Source organism: Labilibaculum euxinicum (genome assembly GCF_009795715.1).
Classification (GTDB): Bacteria; Bacteroidota; Bacteroidia; order Bacteroidales; family Marinifilaceae; genus Labilibaculum; species Labilibaculum euxinus.
On record NZ_WTCR01000022.1, the window covers coordinates 1 to 14,919 of the forward strand.

General features: G+C 36.6%; 16 protein-coding genes. 4 read left to right on the top strand and 12 right to left on the bottom strand.

The genetic code is table 11. From position 1 onward, the window contains the following. Window positions 1-341 precede the first annotated feature (341 nt). The 7 genes from GQR60_RS19415 to GQR60_RS19445 all read right to left on the bottom strand — a co-directional run bounded on the left by GQR60_RS19415 (window position 342) and on the right by GQR60_RS19445 (window position 6,730). Window positions 342-782: a septal ring lytic transglycosylase RlpA family protein gene (locus tag GQR60_RS19415; RefSeq protein WP_225441459.1), complete on the bottom strand. Its 441-nt coding sequence runs from the start codon at window positions 780-782 to the stop codon at window positions 342-344. 72 nt (window positions 783-854) lie between these two features. Next, window positions 855-1,970, bottom strand: a complete 1,116-nt coding sequence (locus tag GQR60_RS19420; RefSeq protein ID WP_124994530.1) for a hypothetical protein — start codon at window positions 1,968-1,970, stop codon at window positions 855-857. 347 nt (window positions 1,971-2,317) lie between these two features. Next, window positions 2,318-2,881, bottom strand: coding sequence for a uracil-DNA glycosylase (locus GQR60_RS19425; protein WP_191991655.1), 564 nt, complete (start codon window positions 2,879-2,881; stop codon window positions 2,318-2,320). 220 nt (window positions 2,882-3,101) lie between these two features. Beyond that, on the bottom strand, window positions 3,102-3,842 hold the full coding sequence (locus GQR60_RS19430; RefSeq protein ID WP_124994532.1) for a DUF6261 family protein: 741 nt from the start codon (window positions 3,840-3,842) through the stop codon (window positions 3,102-3,104). A gap of 112 nt (window positions 3,843-3,954) precedes the next feature. After that, window positions 3,955-4,191: a hypothetical protein gene (locus tag GQR60_RS19435; RefSeq protein WP_124994533.1), complete on the bottom strand. Its 237-nt coding sequence runs from the start codon at window positions 4,189-4,191 to the stop codon at window positions 3,955-3,957. A 223-nt stretch (window positions 4,192-4,414) separates the two neighbouring features. After that, window positions 4,415-5,884 carry a hypothetical protein gene (locus GQR60_RS19440; protein WP_124994534.1) on the bottom strand — a complete coding sequence of 490 codons (1,470 nt, stop codon included), beginning with the start codon at window positions 5,882-5,884 and terminating at the stop codon, window positions 4,415-4,417. A 39-nt stretch (window positions 5,885-5,923) separates the two neighbouring features. After that, on the bottom strand, window positions 5,924-6,730 hold the full coding sequence (locus tag GQR60_RS19445) for an energy transducer TonB (RefSeq protein ID WP_124994535.1): 807 nt from the start codon (window positions 6,728-6,730) through the stop codon (window positions 5,924-5,926). A gap of 221 nt (window positions 6,731-6,951) precedes the next feature. On the opposite strand from GQR60_RS19445, the gene GQR60_RS19450 reads away from it, so the two are divergent. Further along, window positions 6,952-7,716 (top strand): hypothetical protein, encoded by a 765-nt coding sequence (locus tag GQR60_RS19450; RefSeq protein WP_124994536.1) that lies wholly within the window; start codon window positions 6,952-6,954, stop codon window positions 7,714-7,716. Here GQR60_RS19450 and GQR60_RS19455 read toward each other — a convergent pair. Next, entirely contained in the window at window positions 7,675-8,601 is a 927-nt protein-coding gene (locus tag GQR60_RS19455) for a CPBP family intramembrane glutamic endopeptidase (RefSeq protein ID WP_124994537.1), read from the bottom strand. The two genes, GQR60_RS19450 and GQR60_RS19455, sit on opposite strands and share 42 nt — an antisense overlap. Before the next feature lie 183 nt (window positions 8,602-8,784). On the opposite strand from GQR60_RS19455, the gene dusB reads away from it, so the two are divergent. Next, complete coding sequence (gene dusB, locus GQR60_RS19460) at window positions 8,785-9,780, top strand: tRNA dihydrouridine synthase DusB (RefSeq protein ID WP_124994538.1); 996 nt, start codon at window positions 8,785-8,787, stop codon at window positions 9,778-9,780. A 26-nt stretch (window positions 9,781-9,806) separates the two neighbouring features. On the opposite strand, the gene GQR60_RS19465 is transcribed toward dusB, so the two are convergent. The 4 genes from GQR60_RS19465 to rbfA all read right to left on the bottom strand — a co-directional run bounded on the left by GQR60_RS19465 (window position 9,807) and on the right by rbfA (window position 12,836). Continuing rightward, a complete protein-coding gene (locus tag GQR60_RS19465; RefSeq protein ID WP_124994539.1) occupies window positions 9,807-10,454 on the bottom strand; it encodes a hypothetical protein in 648 nt (215 codons plus the stop codon). 9 nt (window positions 10,455-10,463) lie between these two features. Continuing rightward, window positions 10,464-11,138, bottom strand: coding sequence for a hypothetical protein (locus tag GQR60_RS19470; RefSeq protein WP_124994540.1), 675 nt, complete (start codon window positions 11,136-11,138; stop codon window positions 10,464-10,466). Window positions 11,139-11,236: 98 nt separating this feature from the next. Next, entirely contained in the window at window positions 11,237-12,379 is a 1,143-nt protein-coding gene (locus tag GQR60_RS19475; RefSeq protein WP_225441460.1) for an ABC transporter permease, read from the bottom strand. A gap of 121 nt (window positions 12,380-12,500) precedes the next feature. After that, complete coding sequence (gene rbfA, locus GQR60_RS19480) at window positions 12,501-12,836, bottom strand: 30S ribosome-binding factor RbfA (protein WP_124994542.1); 336 nt, start codon at window positions 12,834-12,836, stop codon at window positions 12,501-12,503. Window positions 12,837-13,002: 166 nt separating this feature from the next. Here rbfA and GQR60_RS19485 point away from each other — a divergent pair, with 166 nt between their 5' ends. Both GQR60_RS19485 and trpS read left to right on the top strand, forming a co-directional pair. Further along, the gene (locus GQR60_RS19485) at window positions 13,003-13,449 is read left to right on the top strand and encodes a YqaA family protein (RefSeq protein WP_124994543.1); all 447 of its coding nucleotides are present in this window, start codon (window positions 13,003-13,005) and stop codon (window positions 13,447-13,449) included. A 155-nt stretch (window positions 13,450-13,604) separates the two neighbouring features. Continuing rightward, window positions 13,605-14,594 (top strand): tryptophan--tRNA ligase, encoded by a 990-nt coding sequence (gene trpS / locus GQR60_RS19490; protein ID WP_124994544.1) that lies wholly within the window; start codon window positions 13,605-13,607, stop codon window positions 14,592-14,594. Window positions 14,595-14,919: the final 325 nt, after the last annotated feature.

A 14,919-nucleotide genomic window follows, 5' to 3' on the forward strand; every position in this document is an offset into this window, starting at 1 on the left:
TCTGCACCTGTTTCATTTCATCAACCGCTTTATACTACAAACACCAAAGTGCTTTGCACTTTAACAACAAAATTGTGTAATTGGTTTTTTAAGCGACAGAGTCGCGCAGTCTTTGCAGCATATCGTAAGTTTGATTTTTTAAGGTGCAGAGCACCGGGGTTTTTGATTTGATTGTTTTTTTGCGATGATAATAGGTAAGCTAAGCTTGTTTCGGTGCTTTGCACCAAAATGCTTATGGTAGATTTATAGGCTGATTGAAGTTTTTAGGCGACAGAGTCGCGCAGTCTTTGTAGTTATATCGTGAGTTTATCTTTTTAAGGTGCATCGCACCGTGGCTTTATTCAAAAGCCGAACAACATTTGTTCCTTTGCTGGTATTGGATTAAAAATATACTGTATTGGAATCATATCCAGATCCTTCTGATAAACTTCTACCGAAACGGAAAACACTCCCTGATTGATATTGCCTATCTCTTTTATTGCCGATTTGGATAGATCTATTATTCTCCCCTTTGCATATGGCCCACGATCGTTAATACGAACGATTACAGCCTTTTTATTGTCCAGATTAACCACTTTTACCAAAGTGCCAAAAGGAAGGCTTCTGTGAGCTGCAGTATAGTTTTTGTGATGATATCTTTCTCCGCAAGCAGTTCGTTTTCCTTCAAATCTGTCGGCATAGAAACTGGCTTTTCCAATTTGAACCGCTGTATTCGTTTTTTGAGCATGCAAATTGAATTGCAGCAGGGTGAAGCAAATTATCATAGACAAACGAAACATCATATTTAAAAGCTTTTTGCGTTAATACAAAAAATCCGGACAAACGACCGGATTTCAATTTTTTATGAACAACTGTTAGCTGCCTGCCTGATTCATATAATATGCTTCGTGAGCTACTTTATTAACCACGTGATTCACGAAATACATGTCGTACATCGAGCTGAAAATCTCAGCCATTTTATCGCGGGTATCTTGTCCTAATAGTTCTGAAAGAACAACAACTGAATCATCAGCAAAAGTAATTTTTAAATCACGGCCTTTTCTACAGAATACAGCATCAGCTTCGGTTGACTCGCCGCTGTTGTTGATTACTTCAATAACAGCACCTTCCTCTAAAACACCATCGCGGTATACCATGTACGAATCGCTGGTTGAATTCTTAACAATCTCGATAATTCCGATTGCCAGTTTGTATTCGTAGGCTCTGCTGTTTGTACTATCTCCTTTTGTGAATTGCATTTCTTCTTTAAAAAGAACATCTTCCCCGTTTTTAAGGTTGTAAGCATAAGAAACAGTATCTCCGTGTGAGAATTTAATACCTACAGAGTAATCATCAATAAATGAAAATTTAGATTCGTACTCAAAGTTTAGGTTGTTGTTTATAGACCAATCAACGAATAATTCACCGGCAGGAACGCTATCCACCTCAATAGCTGAATTTAAAAGATAATCAAAGCTAAATCCTTCTCCTGCAGAAAATGAATAGTTGTACTGAGTTGTAGTGATCACAAAATCATTTACCAATACGCTGTCACCATCTTCTGTCATATACAGTTTCCAAGGATTTCCAGCTTTTTCTTTAGGCAATTTAACAATGAAATTTTCACTGTCACCTGTTTTTTCAAACTTTGAGTTGTAACCCATTTTTGTTTCGGTAGTTGCAGCAGGTATAGCTGCACTGTATTCGTAAACACCTTTTACATCATCAAGAGTGATATTTGCAGAAAATCTGGTATCGTCTCCTTGTTTTGTTGTACCGGCAACAGTTTCCGGATCGTTCATTGTAATGATATCAAATCCTTTCGAGCTGGTAATTTCATCAACTGCAGTAGTTAAACTAACAGTCTTTTCTTTTAAGGACTGCTCTAAAGAAAGACCCTTCTCCGGATTATTATCTGAATTGTCTGAACAGCTAAAAAGAACTGCAGAAAAAAATAATAATGCACCAACGGCAATAATGTTTCGTTTCATATCTAAAAATTTAAATTATAAGTTTTTGAAATCAATATAAAACCAACTTAGATTGATTTAAAGAATCATTTTAAATTAACGTTACTTACTTATGCAAATAGGATACCAATTCACTTTATTTGGTTTGTTTCTCCTAAAGTATGAAATGTAATGCACTGAAAGTTAAATGATAAGATTCTTTGTTTCGGATGAGGTAAAATTGTTTTAAAGAAAAATTTAAATTCGTTTTGTGGAGAATTGGAGACAGTTGTGTAGAATAAGTCTACACAAGAAAGTCAGGAATCCAACAGCAGATTTTTTGATTCAGTAAGTTTTGACCGTGAAATCAACATTGTGAATAATGGGATTTATTTTATGGGGGCAAGTAGATCGTATCTGCGCTTTATTTCTTTAAAATCTTTCCAGGAGACTTGTTTTTTCGAGGGATCTCTAAGAAGAGCCGAAGGATGATAAACAGCGGTAATCAAGAAGCCTTTTCGCTCGAACCAGACTCCTCTTTCACGTGTAATTCTGAAGGATGAATCAATGATTTCCTGAGCTGCAATTCTCCCTAAGCAAACGACTATTTTCGGACGAATAAGCCGTACTTGATTTCGCAGGTAAGGGAGACATGTTTTTTTCTCATTTTCTTCCGGATCCCGGTTGTTGGGTGGTCGGCATTTAACAATGTTGGCAATATAAACATCTTCTCTTTTTAGATCTATTGCTTGTAATATTTTATCAAAGAGTTGTCCGGCTTTTCCTACAAAGGGAACACCCGTCTCATCTTCCTGTTGTCCGGGGCCTTCGCCAATGAACATTAGCCGGGCATTTCGGTTGCCTGTACCAATTACTACTTTGTTTCTCGTTTTGCAGAGATTACATTTGGTGCAATTATTACATTCCTGAATTAATTCTTTCCATTCAAGCATATGTATTTGTTTTAAGAGGTTAGATTCCGATACAAATTAACATCAAAACATGCCTTATAAAAAGTTTCTTTTCAGCTATATCTTCGTTAAAAAAGATGCATCGTAACATGGCTGTGCTTTACTTTTTTGCCTCGGTACAGCTTAAAATTAATTCATTTTAATTAAAGTCTGTTTTGAAATTAAATGGGTATAAAAATAAGGTGAAAGCAGGATGATAATTTTATTCTTTTTGTATTGTTTGAGTCTGTATCTGTTCCTTTTTGCGCTTTACTGCAGCCAAATGATCTGCTACTGATTTGTTATTGTCCTCTATAATTGTAGTCAGCAATCCGGCAAATTCTTTGTACTGGCTTGGTTTTGCCTTTGCCATTGATTGAAGATAAACAGAAAGTTCATTGTTGATTAAATCTCTCAGATCTTTGGCAAGAGCAGTTGCCGATTTTGTTTTTTTCCGATCAACCGTATTTTCAATAAATTCCAGGTTAGACAATTCAAAATCGGACTGAGAGCTTTGCAGGTTCGCAAGTAATTTGTCTAAATCGGGTATCGAAGCTCTTTCTTCGGCTAATTCGGGAGCCGTTAAATCGACTAACATAGCGTTAATGTTCGCACTTTCGTTGATATAGGTGTACTCAGTAATCTCTATTCCAAACCGATCCAATATCTTTTTTATCCGCAAAGCTTTTTTTTGATTTTCATCTGGTCTTCGGTTGCATCTGGCCATTACTTCATAAAACACGGCACGTACATCTGCGTCGCGTATTGCATCTTTCTCCTTCCTGTCATTGTGCACACCTCCCCGGTTAATCGAGTCAATCAACTCCTTGGTTATAAGCAAAAGTTTTTTAAAAATATCCGTGTAATAGTGATCCTCTTTTATTGAATATTTTTGAAATAAAGAGATAAGCTTGTTACCAATTTCGGCACAATGTTTTGTAGAGGAGTTAGAATTTATTTTCATAAGTGGGGAAACGATTAATTTTTGACAACTAAAAAACTAAATTACATAAAATTATCAAAACAGATGAAATATATTGATTTATGATGATAAATTACGATTCGGCATGTGTTGGTTATTCAAGATAATGCGCGATGCCGGCTTTTTTTAAACTACTTTGTGTTGATACTATTTGCAGGTTTATCTGAATTGCGCACTCTGATATTGGAATTTGGCAGCCGGTAATCAATATTAAGCATTCGGATACCCGATTTAGCAAGCGATCTGTAAAATTCCACTTTCTGTTTGTAGAAATAGCAATTTGCACCAAAGAATTCATCATTCTGGCATCAGAATTGCCAATTTGTTTCATCCGATAAGCTTTTCTGATACCCGAACATTCTGTTTTATTCTTCGATTCTGTAATTCATAAATCAGAATGGCCAATTTTATTGAGAACCCGTCTTTTCTGAATTTAGGATGTGCCAAAATGGGGGAGTGCTCGAATTGTTAAGGAACTATTTATCCGTTAAAAATGCCGTTGCTTACCTATTTTAACCAGCTTTTGTAATTTAAAAAGATTTGGATTTAATTGTTTACTCAAATCTACGGAGATAATACTTTTTTTCATTGGAAGAGTAATAACCTAAAACGAAGTAATCGTTTACCTTGAATATAGTTTGAGTTGATTGAGGCGTTTTAATTGTGCCGACGAATTCTTTTATTTTGTCAAAAGGATTTGGGCTTGAATTGCCGGTTACATGTTCCAAATTTTGTTTGTCAAAAAGGCATTTGAAATAAACCGAACGACTATTTGCATAGGATGAGTAAGAATTCATAGTATAATTTGGAACGGCATAATATGCTCCGCCGGATACTAAAGGAACCGCAACAGTTCCAACGAGTCCCATGGCGATCAAACTTCCCGTTGAAGGAGATTCCTTAATCCCGCCCAATAACACTTCCAGATTGTTACCGGTTTCGTATACACTAATGCCTAAATATCCCGTAAGCAGCTTTCTCAAAACCTGTTTTGTTTTGTCTAATTCCCTTTCGGAAGTGCTAAATCCATTTCCGTCAATTTTTTGAAGTAAAGCAGAGTTTCTGAAATAGATTTCCTCTTCGCTTTTTACGCTGTATGTTTTAAGTAAGCTGTCCGTTTTAAGGCTGTGAACCGTAAAACACAATCCGGTTTTATTTACTATTAGTTGATAAAGCTTATTACCATGGATGTAAGAATTCGATAAAGTTGCCAGCTTATTTGTTTTTTCAAGTTCTCCCTGCTTAAAGTTTTTTGATGTATAGGTGTAATTGTTAAGGTCAATGGTAATTAGGGTCGTTTTGTCCTTCTCTCCGTCAAAGCTCAATACTATTTTATCATCGTAGCAGTAGAGTTTGTTTTCTTCGGATGTAATATCCAGTGAATTTGGATTGCTGCATTCAATTCTTTTAATGTTGGTAGTGGTTGTTGCACTGGGAGTATCGTAAAGATCATCGGCAATTCGATCGGGTTTTGAATTTGCCGAAAGAATTTTTGTAAAATCATGCTCAATACAAACAGCAGGTTCGCATCCCTCAAACACACGTAATTTGTAAATGGAAGAGTAATAGATACGACTCAAAATATAGAGTTTGTTTTTGTAAGAAACAGATTCAAGATATTCTTCGCGATTGAGCTTGAGAGGGATTTTGTATTCCTTACTTGTATTGTTATTTAAATCAATGGTTTTAACCAGAAACTCCGTTTTCCTCTTGTTGGTGAAAAACAGATTGCACTCATTTTGGACAACTGTATTTCCGATTAAAATTTTAAACTTTCCGTTTGGTCTTGGGCACTTACAGGAATTTAATGGTTCATAATTTTTGCTGTAAGTAAGAGCGTTTATCGTATCATTGTCAAGTAAGAATAAGGCTATTTTACCCGACAAATCATCTAAAACAGGATATACATCTCTTCTGTCGGAAAGGTAGGAGCGAAGGCAAATGTCCTGTTCCATTAAAATATCCTGGGAGTAGGAGTTGACAGTTAATAGCAATAGAAGGAAGAAGATAGGGTATTTTTTCATTGGACTGTTTTCTTGTTGGCTAAGCAATAGTTTTATCTGTTATCGCAACTTAAAATTGACCGGAACAATTGAGTAAACCTTCACTGGTTTGTTGTTCTTAAAGGCAGGTTTCCAATTCTCACAATCTTTAATTGCAGTAATGGCTGCCTGATTAAAATATTGATTGGTTTCTGATAGAATCTGAAAATCAGATGGAGTTCCGTTTGTGTCTATTGCGAATAGAACTAGAACGAGTGCTTCGAGTTTATTTTTTTGACAAATGTCTGGATATACAATCTTCTTGGATAAGTCCGAAGAAAATGATTTAGCACCTTTTTTGTACATAGCCAGGGTATCTGCATTTGCATAGGTGTTGGTCGGAAATCGCGCGTTATTTTTTCCAATTAAACAAGAATAAGTGAGTACAGCTTCTTTGTATAGATTGACGCTTCTTTGTTTGCCGTGGCTATATACATTCCATTGTCCTTCTCGATGCAGGGGGAAAAGACTTCTACTTATGCCTTTGGTGCTTTGCTCTCCTTTTTTGATATTATCTTGAATTTGATATCCTCCGGGTATTGTTTCAAACTTACGTTGATATTGATATTTTCCACCATCAACATAGTAAGTGTTAGGTTTCTTTAGTTTTATGGTTTCGGTTTGAGTCACTTTCCATTTACCATCTCTAAATGCGCACTTCTGCACAACAGAAGTCTTCTTGTTTTTTTGTCGTACGATGTATTGATAATCTGCACCTTCGGAAGTCGCTTGCGGCACATGCTTTTTATAATAAACAATAGTATCCTGTTGTGCAAGTGCGCACTGAGCTCCGATAAACAGTATAAGAATGGTAAGGATGTTCTTCATGAATTTGTATTTCCTATTAATAATAGGGTACGAATATAATATTTATTTACATATTTCAGATTATTTAAGGAAAGTAACCCTCTTTAAACGAAGGTTGATATCAGTTAAATAGGATTTGGTAAAAAATGAAAGTGTCTGTATGCGAATGCCAAATTTGATATCCTTATTTTTTGTATCTTCGTACTAACCATTGCCACATTAATTGTTAAATATTGACTTAGATGCCTTACAGAAGACTACCAAATACTGATTCTGCACGTGTACGTGCTTTAAAATCTGCCCTTGATATTAGTTACAGAATAAATCGTTTTGAACTGGCTTTTTCTTTTCTGCTTTTGCAGAAAATAGAGACGTTTTTGCCTCATTACGAATTGGCAATTAGAAATCAGCGTCAGGCACTTAGTCAGCAATCCATCAGAAGTAAAGAATACAACGAGAAGCTGCGTAAAGCGCGATTGTATGTTTCTCATTTTATTCAGGTTTTGAATTTCACAATTATCAGAGGTGAAATGAAACCTGAGATTCGGGAATTTTACGGATTAAAAACCAGTTCGAAAGCAGCTCCGTCCTTATTACAGGATGTAAAAGTAATTGAGTGGGGAGAGAAATTGATAAAAGGAGAACAAGAGCGAATGAGAATGGGAGGGAATCCAATTTACAGTCCTTCGATTGCATTGGTAAGAGTAAATTGTGAGAACTTTAAACAGGCATTTAACAATCAAAAAACATTACAGAATAATACACATCGGTTTTCGGAAAAAGTGGCAGAATATCGCGATGAGGCTGATAGTTTGATTCTTTCTCTTTGGAACGAGGTGGAAGCTAAATTTGCTGATCTGCCGGATGAAAAGAAAAGGGAGAAATCATCGGAATATGGAATTGTTTATGTTTGGCGTAAAGGTGAAAAAGAGAAATTGAAACAAATAAAACAAGCTGAAGAAGTCTCACTCACTTTGCCTTTCTCTCGATCTATAAAGGCTGAATAGCAACAGTGTAAGGATTATCATTGAGATAAATCCACTAATCCAGATGCTTGCATCATTGCCACCAAATTTTTCAATGTCTTCGGGTAATTTCCCTTTATTGATGAAATAAGACACGCAAACAGCCATTCCGTTATTGATCAAATGTGCTAAAATAGGAACCCATAAACTTTTTGTCCATACCAGTAGGTAGCCAAACAGAATTCCCATTGCCATTCTTGGTATCAAACCAAAGAATTGCATGTGCAGAGCTGCGAAAAGAAAAGCTGTTATAATGATTCCCCAATGCACGTTTTTAGTCATGTTAGAGAAGATTCGCTGAATAACTCCCCGAAACAAAAGTTCTTCTCCCAAGGCAGGAATTACCGCAATTAAAATCAAATTTACAAGCAGATCAAAAGGTGTTTCCATCACCAAAAATTTCTTGGTGATGATTTCGGCCTGATCTTCGCTATGTCTCATCCATTCTTCAACTCCCGAAAGAAATTCAGGCAGCTGCAAATGAGAGTTGATATCTGCAAGTAGATTGATCGCCGGCAAGGCCGCAATAATTGTTAGTGTTGCTAACAGGTATTGAGAAGACGAAGACTTTCGGTCTAAAAAAAGATAGGTCAGCACTTTGTTATTCAGTAACCAGGCGATGATAAAAGGTGGAATAATGAACATACCTGTAGAGTAGATCGACTGATAAAATTTAAGAACAGAAATGTTCACAGAAGCACCATTTATATCCAGGCTTGTCGCGTCGGTGAAGATATTGACATCAAAAATAAGATAGGCCAGTACACTGCCGGCAAACATGCACAACATAAAAGAACCAACTACTACAAGTAGACTCATCATTAATTGCGAAAGCGGGGAGTAATGGCTCAACGATCCTTTTAGCATAGAGTTTCTGTTTTTAGTTTGATGAACAAAAGTAGCAAATAGTATCAAGATTTACAGACAGACAAAGCGCATTTAAGAAATTCATTTTGTCGCTTGCCGGACTATTTGGCTTTTCGACTTTCGACCTTTTACGACTATTAAGACTTTCTATTATCTTTGCAGCCAGATAAAAAAGAAAAGAAAGTGAAGATAGGAAATCTGGATTTAGGAGAACGGCCGGTATTGTTGGCACCAATGGAGGATGTTACCAATCCGCCTTTTAGGGTTTTGTGCAAGCGTTATGGCGCGGATTTGATGTATACTGAATTTATTTCGGCGGATGCATTGATTCGTTCGGTAAACCGTACCATGAAAAAATTGACCATTTTGGACGAGGAGCGCCCTGTTGCCATTCAAATTTATGGTAAAGATGTTGATCCAATGGCTGAGGCTGCTAAAATTGTTGAAGCTGCCAATCCGGAATTTTTAGATTTGAATTTTGGTTGCCCGGTGCGTAAAGTGGCAACTAAAGGAGCTGGTTCGGGCATGATGAGAAATGTACCGCAGATGCTGAAAATTACCGAAGCAGTTGTTAAGGCGGTAAATATACCGGTAACGGTAAAAACCCGCTTGGGTTGGGATGAAGATTCAAAGATCATTGTTGAGTTGGCAGAACAATTGCAGGATGTGGGTATTCAAGGTTTAACTATTCACGGCAGAACCCGGTGCCAAATGTACAAAGGGGAAGCAGACTGGACTTTGATTGGAGATGTGAAAAATAATCAGCGCATGCACATTCCAATTATTGGAAACGGTGATATTACAAATCCTGTAAAAGCAAAGGAAGCTTTCGATAAGTACGGAGTTGATGCAATCATGATTGGTCGTGCTTCGGTAGGTAAGCCATGGATTTTTAGAGATATAAAGCACTATTTTAATACAGGTGAATTGTTGCCTCCTGCAACAGTATCGCAACAGGTGGAAATGCTAAAAGAGCAAATTGATGCTGCCATTGAGTGGATTGATGAAAAGCGCGGTATTTTGCACATGAGAAGACATATGGCGGGTATGTTTAAAGGTTTGGTGAATTTTAAGCAAACCCGGATTGATATGCTTAGAGCCAATCATTATGCCGATTTAATGCCGATATTGGATCGGATTTCGATGGAATGGGGCAATCTCCAAATAGATGATGAATAAAAAAAGACGCTTCAGCGTCTTTTTTGTTATTTGATTATTTTGGGAAGTTCTTTTACGAAATAGTCAGGATTGAAAATTTCATAACTTTCAGTTCGCCTGCTCCAGTACATCTCCACTTTTTCGAGATAGGCATTCTGTAATTTCCGGATCTGATCTTCATTCAATTCAAGTTCCGCCGTGAAGGTGGTGAATTTGTACTTAGGATATTCTTTCGGTTCAAAATCTTCAGCATACTGTAGTTCAATACTCTCTCCGTTCGAAAGGCTAAACAGCATTTTCGATTTTTTGGTGATGAATCCAAAAAATCGAAACCCTTCAGCATCCATAATTTTCCAATTGGTTTTTAGTATTACTTTTCCCTCTTTAGAGATGATTTGAAAATCAGCTTTGACCTGATTATTGGTATCCGAGAATTTATTTAATTTTTCGCTAATGCCTTTAATAACAGTCTGAGACTCCAATTCAGCATCAATAATTACTAAAGGCTTGGCAATTTCTTCAGCAGATTTTATTGGAACAACAGGTTCTTCTACCTTTTTAATTTCCTCGTATTTCCAGGTGCCGTTATCAAACAAAAGAACGACTTTTCCTTCCGGAGTTCTTAATTTTAGCTGTGCATTTATCTGGCTGATTGTGCCTAAGAGCAGAATGGACAGAATTAAAATATTTTTCATGCAATTGAATTATTCAGTGATTTGTGGGATTGCTTTAATGAAATAAGAAGGATTCACAACCTTATATTCTTCAGCTCTGCGGCTCCAGTTCATTGTGGCTTTCATTACAATTTTGTTTTGAAGTAATTTAAGCTGATCTTCGGTTAAATCCAGTTGAGCAGAATAGGTAGAAAATCCATATTGACTAAATTCCTTTGGCTCAAATTCATTCATGTAAACCAAATCAACAATTTGTCCTCCAAGTAATTCCAGACTTAGTTTGGTTTCTTTTTTAATATAGCCAAAGTACGAATACGCTTCGCCGGTCATAATTTTCCAATCAGTTTGAAGAGTAGCTTTTCCATCCTTAGAGCGAAGAGTAAAATCGCATCGGACAATGTTTTTATCCTTAAAATACTTTAGAAGTTTTGCACTTGGGCCTTCAATAAAAGTGATTTTCTCAACATCGGCTTCTTTTAGTACAAGAGGTTCATCTGAAATTCTTGTTTCTTCAATTGCAGCTTGTACTGTATTTCCGGTTTGCTGAGCTGGGTTTTCTCCTGAAACACTTACATCAGCATATTTCCATGTGCCGTTTTCATAAAGAATCACAACTTTTCCTTTCGAAGTAAGAGCAGTTTCCTGCGCGTTGGCAAGTAAGGAGAACCCAAATGCAAAAAAGCAAACAACAATAATTTTTTTCATTTCAATAATTATTAAAAAGTTCTTCTTGAAATGGACAATTTGTCCATTCAGAAATTTAAAACGGTATAGCAGGTAGTTTGGTATCCTGACAATCCAAATTAATTGAATTGCAGGAAACGTTTGGTGATGTAGCGAACCGGATAGCGCGATGCGGCATATCCAATTGAAACAACAGTTGTAAAGATGATAAAAATATCGGTAAAATGAACATCAACGGGATAGGAATCCATTATAAAAGCTCCGTTTCCTGATAGGGTAATCAAGCCAAATTTTATCTGTAAAAAGCAGATAGCAAGTCCCAATCCGACACCAATAGCTGCACCTAACAGAGAGATAAGCCAACCTTCAAGCAGAAATATTTTTTGGATCGTTTTTTCTTCAGCACCCATGCTTCTTAGCGTAGCAATGTCATTTTTTTTATCCAAAATAAGCATGGTTAACGAACCAATTACATTAAAGGATGCAATGACAAGAATAAAAGCTAAAATAAAGAAAATGGCCATTTTTTCCGATTGCATCATTTTAAATAAAACATCGTGCAGTTCGAATCGGTTTTTTACTACAAAATCGTCACCTAAAAGAACTTGAATTTGTTCCTTTACATTTTCTACTTCATCCTGATTTTTAATGGAGAGTTCAATACCACTCACCTCATTGGTGTAGTCGAATAATTTTCTGGCAAAATCCAGAGGAACCAATACATATTGAGAGTCAAAATCTTGTTGAATGGAAAAATATCCTGAAGGATACAGATATTCAGTCGAAAATGCATTCATTGGGTTCAATCCCAATTTTGCATTGCGTTTGGGTACATAAAACTTAATGTAATTGGTAAAAGTGAGCCCCACACCAAGATCCCGGGCAACACCGTAGCCAAGTACAGCAAACTGATGCTTTCCACTATTCAGCAAAAAATTTCCCTCAACCATCATGGTGTCGATGCCGGTCATTAAGGTAAACTCCTCATCTACACCTTTTATGATTGCAGGGCGTTGTTTGTTTCCGTATTTAAGAAGGGCATTTTCTTCCAGCACTTCGGAGTAGAAAACCACATTTTCCATTTTCCTGATTTGCTGGAAAGTAGAATCAGGAACAAAGGTTTTACCTGTTCTTGGAAGAATTTTTAAATCAGGATCGAAGCTGCCAAAAAGGTCACGAATCAATCCATCAAAACCATTGAATACAGAAAGAACAATTACCAGAGCCATAGTTCCAATTGCAACACCAATAACCGATATCATCGAAATGACATTGATTACATTCTGTTTTTTTTTCGAAAACAGATAACGTTTGGCAATATGGAAGGGAAGGTTCAAGTAATTTACATTGACTTAAGAGAAGTACTGCTGTTTGTGAGCTGCATTATGAAAGCAAGTTGTTGATGTTTTCGATATAATCTAACGAATCATCAACAAAAAATGCCAATTCAGGAACTATTCTAAGTTGTTTCCCAACCTTATTTCCAAGAATTCTGCGAACATTCTTTGTGTTCATCTTAATTAATTTCATCGTCTCTTCAGTTTCACTGGAAGGGAAAATGCTAAGATATACTTTTGCAAGTCCTAAATCCGGACTAATACGAACAGTAGTAACCGAAATCATTTTACCACCAAAAAGATTTCTCGACTCCATCTGAAATATCTCACTTAAATCCTTTAGCAGCAATCTTGAAACTTTGCTTTGTCTTGTAGTTTCCATAAATAATGTTCTAATTTTTTTACAAAGATAGAATAAAAGTCTGGAAGAGTGGGAAAGTAGTAAAAGTCTTGAATAGTAAAATGTGGATGGAATTAAATTAGTGCACTTTCCTCTATTATTAATTCGTCATTCTTAATTTATAATTGAATAGCTACCTTTGCGCCTTATGGCAGATTTGTTTGAATATGGATATTGGGGATTGTTTGTGGCAAGTTTTTTGGCAGCTACTATATTGCCGTTTAGTTCCGAAGCAATTTTAAGCCTTTTTGTTTATTCTGGTTACGATATATCTGTAACCATTGCTGTTGCCAGTCTTGGGAATTGGCTGGGAGGAGTGTTAACCTACTATTTGGGTTATTTGGGAAAGTGGGAATGGATCGAAAAATTTCTTCGCATAAATCAGGCGAAGGCCGAAAAAACAAAACTGTTTCTTCAGAATAAAGGAAGTGCACTGGCCTTTTTTGCTTTCCTGCCTTTTGTTGGGGATATTATTCCTTTGGGATTGGGCTTATTGAGAAGTAAGCCTGTTTGGGTTGCCCTTTTTATGGCAGCAGGGAAATTGTGCAGGTATATTGTGTGGGCGTGGATTACACTGCAAATAATTAATGCCTAAGCAAGACAAATAAGAACAAATCTTCTTCATATTAGCAGATTACCACTATTTTCAGGCCTTCAATATTTTTTTTGTTCGATTCGTTTCATAATTTTGCTGGATAATTTTTTTAAATATAAACGGCTCAATGCTTGGGCTATTAATAAAATCAGATCATGAATACAGTAGTTAGTGGAATTCGATCTACAGGAAATTTACACCTGGGGAACTATTTCGGAGCGATAAAGAATTTTGTTCAAATGCAGAACAATAACAATTGTTTTTTCTTTATAGCTGACTGGCATTCCTTGACTACACATCCGACTCCTGCTGATCTTCACTCAAATGTTAGAAGTGTATTGGCTGAATATTTAGCTTGCGGAATCGATCCTGAAAAAGCAACGATTTACGTGCAGAGTGATATTCCTGAAATTCCTGAGCTGTATTTGCTGATGAACATGAATGCATATCTGGGAGAACTGGAACGAACTACTTCTTTTAAAGATAAAGCACGTAAAAGCCCTGAGAATGTGAATGCCGGTTTGTTAACCTACCCGGTTTTAATGGCGGCAGATATTTTAATTCACAAAGCGCAAAGAGTACCGGTGGGGAAAGATCAGGAGCAGAATCTAGAGATGGCCCGTAAATTTGCAAAAAGATTCAATAACACATACGGGGAAGAAACCTTCCCAATTCCTCAGCCTTATTCGTTCACCGGAGAATTTGTGAAAATTCCGGGATTGGATGGATCCGGGAAAATGGGTAAATCGGAAGGAAATGCAATCGGCTTGGTCGAAGATCCAAAAGAGATTCGTAAAAAAGTAATGAAAGCTGTTTCGGATAGTGGTCCAACAACTATGAATCAGGAAAAACCGGAAGCAATTCAAAATTTATTTACTCTAATGGACGTGGTTTCGACCAAAGATACTTACGATTTCTTCAACGATAAATACAACAACTGTGAGGTTCGTTACGGTGATCTCAAAAAGCAGTTGGCCGAAGATATCATCAACTTTACAGCACCAATCAGAGAGCGTTTTCTTGATATCTCTCAGGATGATGCTTACCTAAGAAAAGTAACTCAGCAAGGAGCCGAAAAAGCCCGCGAAAGCGCAGCTAAAACTCTTGAAGAGGTTCGCAGGTTAATTGGTTTTCGTAAATTCTAAAAAGTACGATTATACAGATATAAAAAATGCCATTCCGTACGGAGTGGCATTTCTTTTCCAGGGCGTTTCATATTGGAGCGGACTTTTCGTTTTCACTTCTTAATTTATGAATTGCTTCGCAAAAAAAATAGGTTGAGGGGCAAGCACTTTTCCCGAATTCTATGGTTAAATCAAGAATTTCCGGTTAAAGTTTAAATTAATTTTATGCCGCAATGCGAATATTCTGCAAGTAATTATCTTTGCCGGATTACTGTTTAACGTAGAGGTAACTTGTGATGCGTTTGCACATACTTAAAATTTATATTGTTTGTTAGCCTTCTAAAAA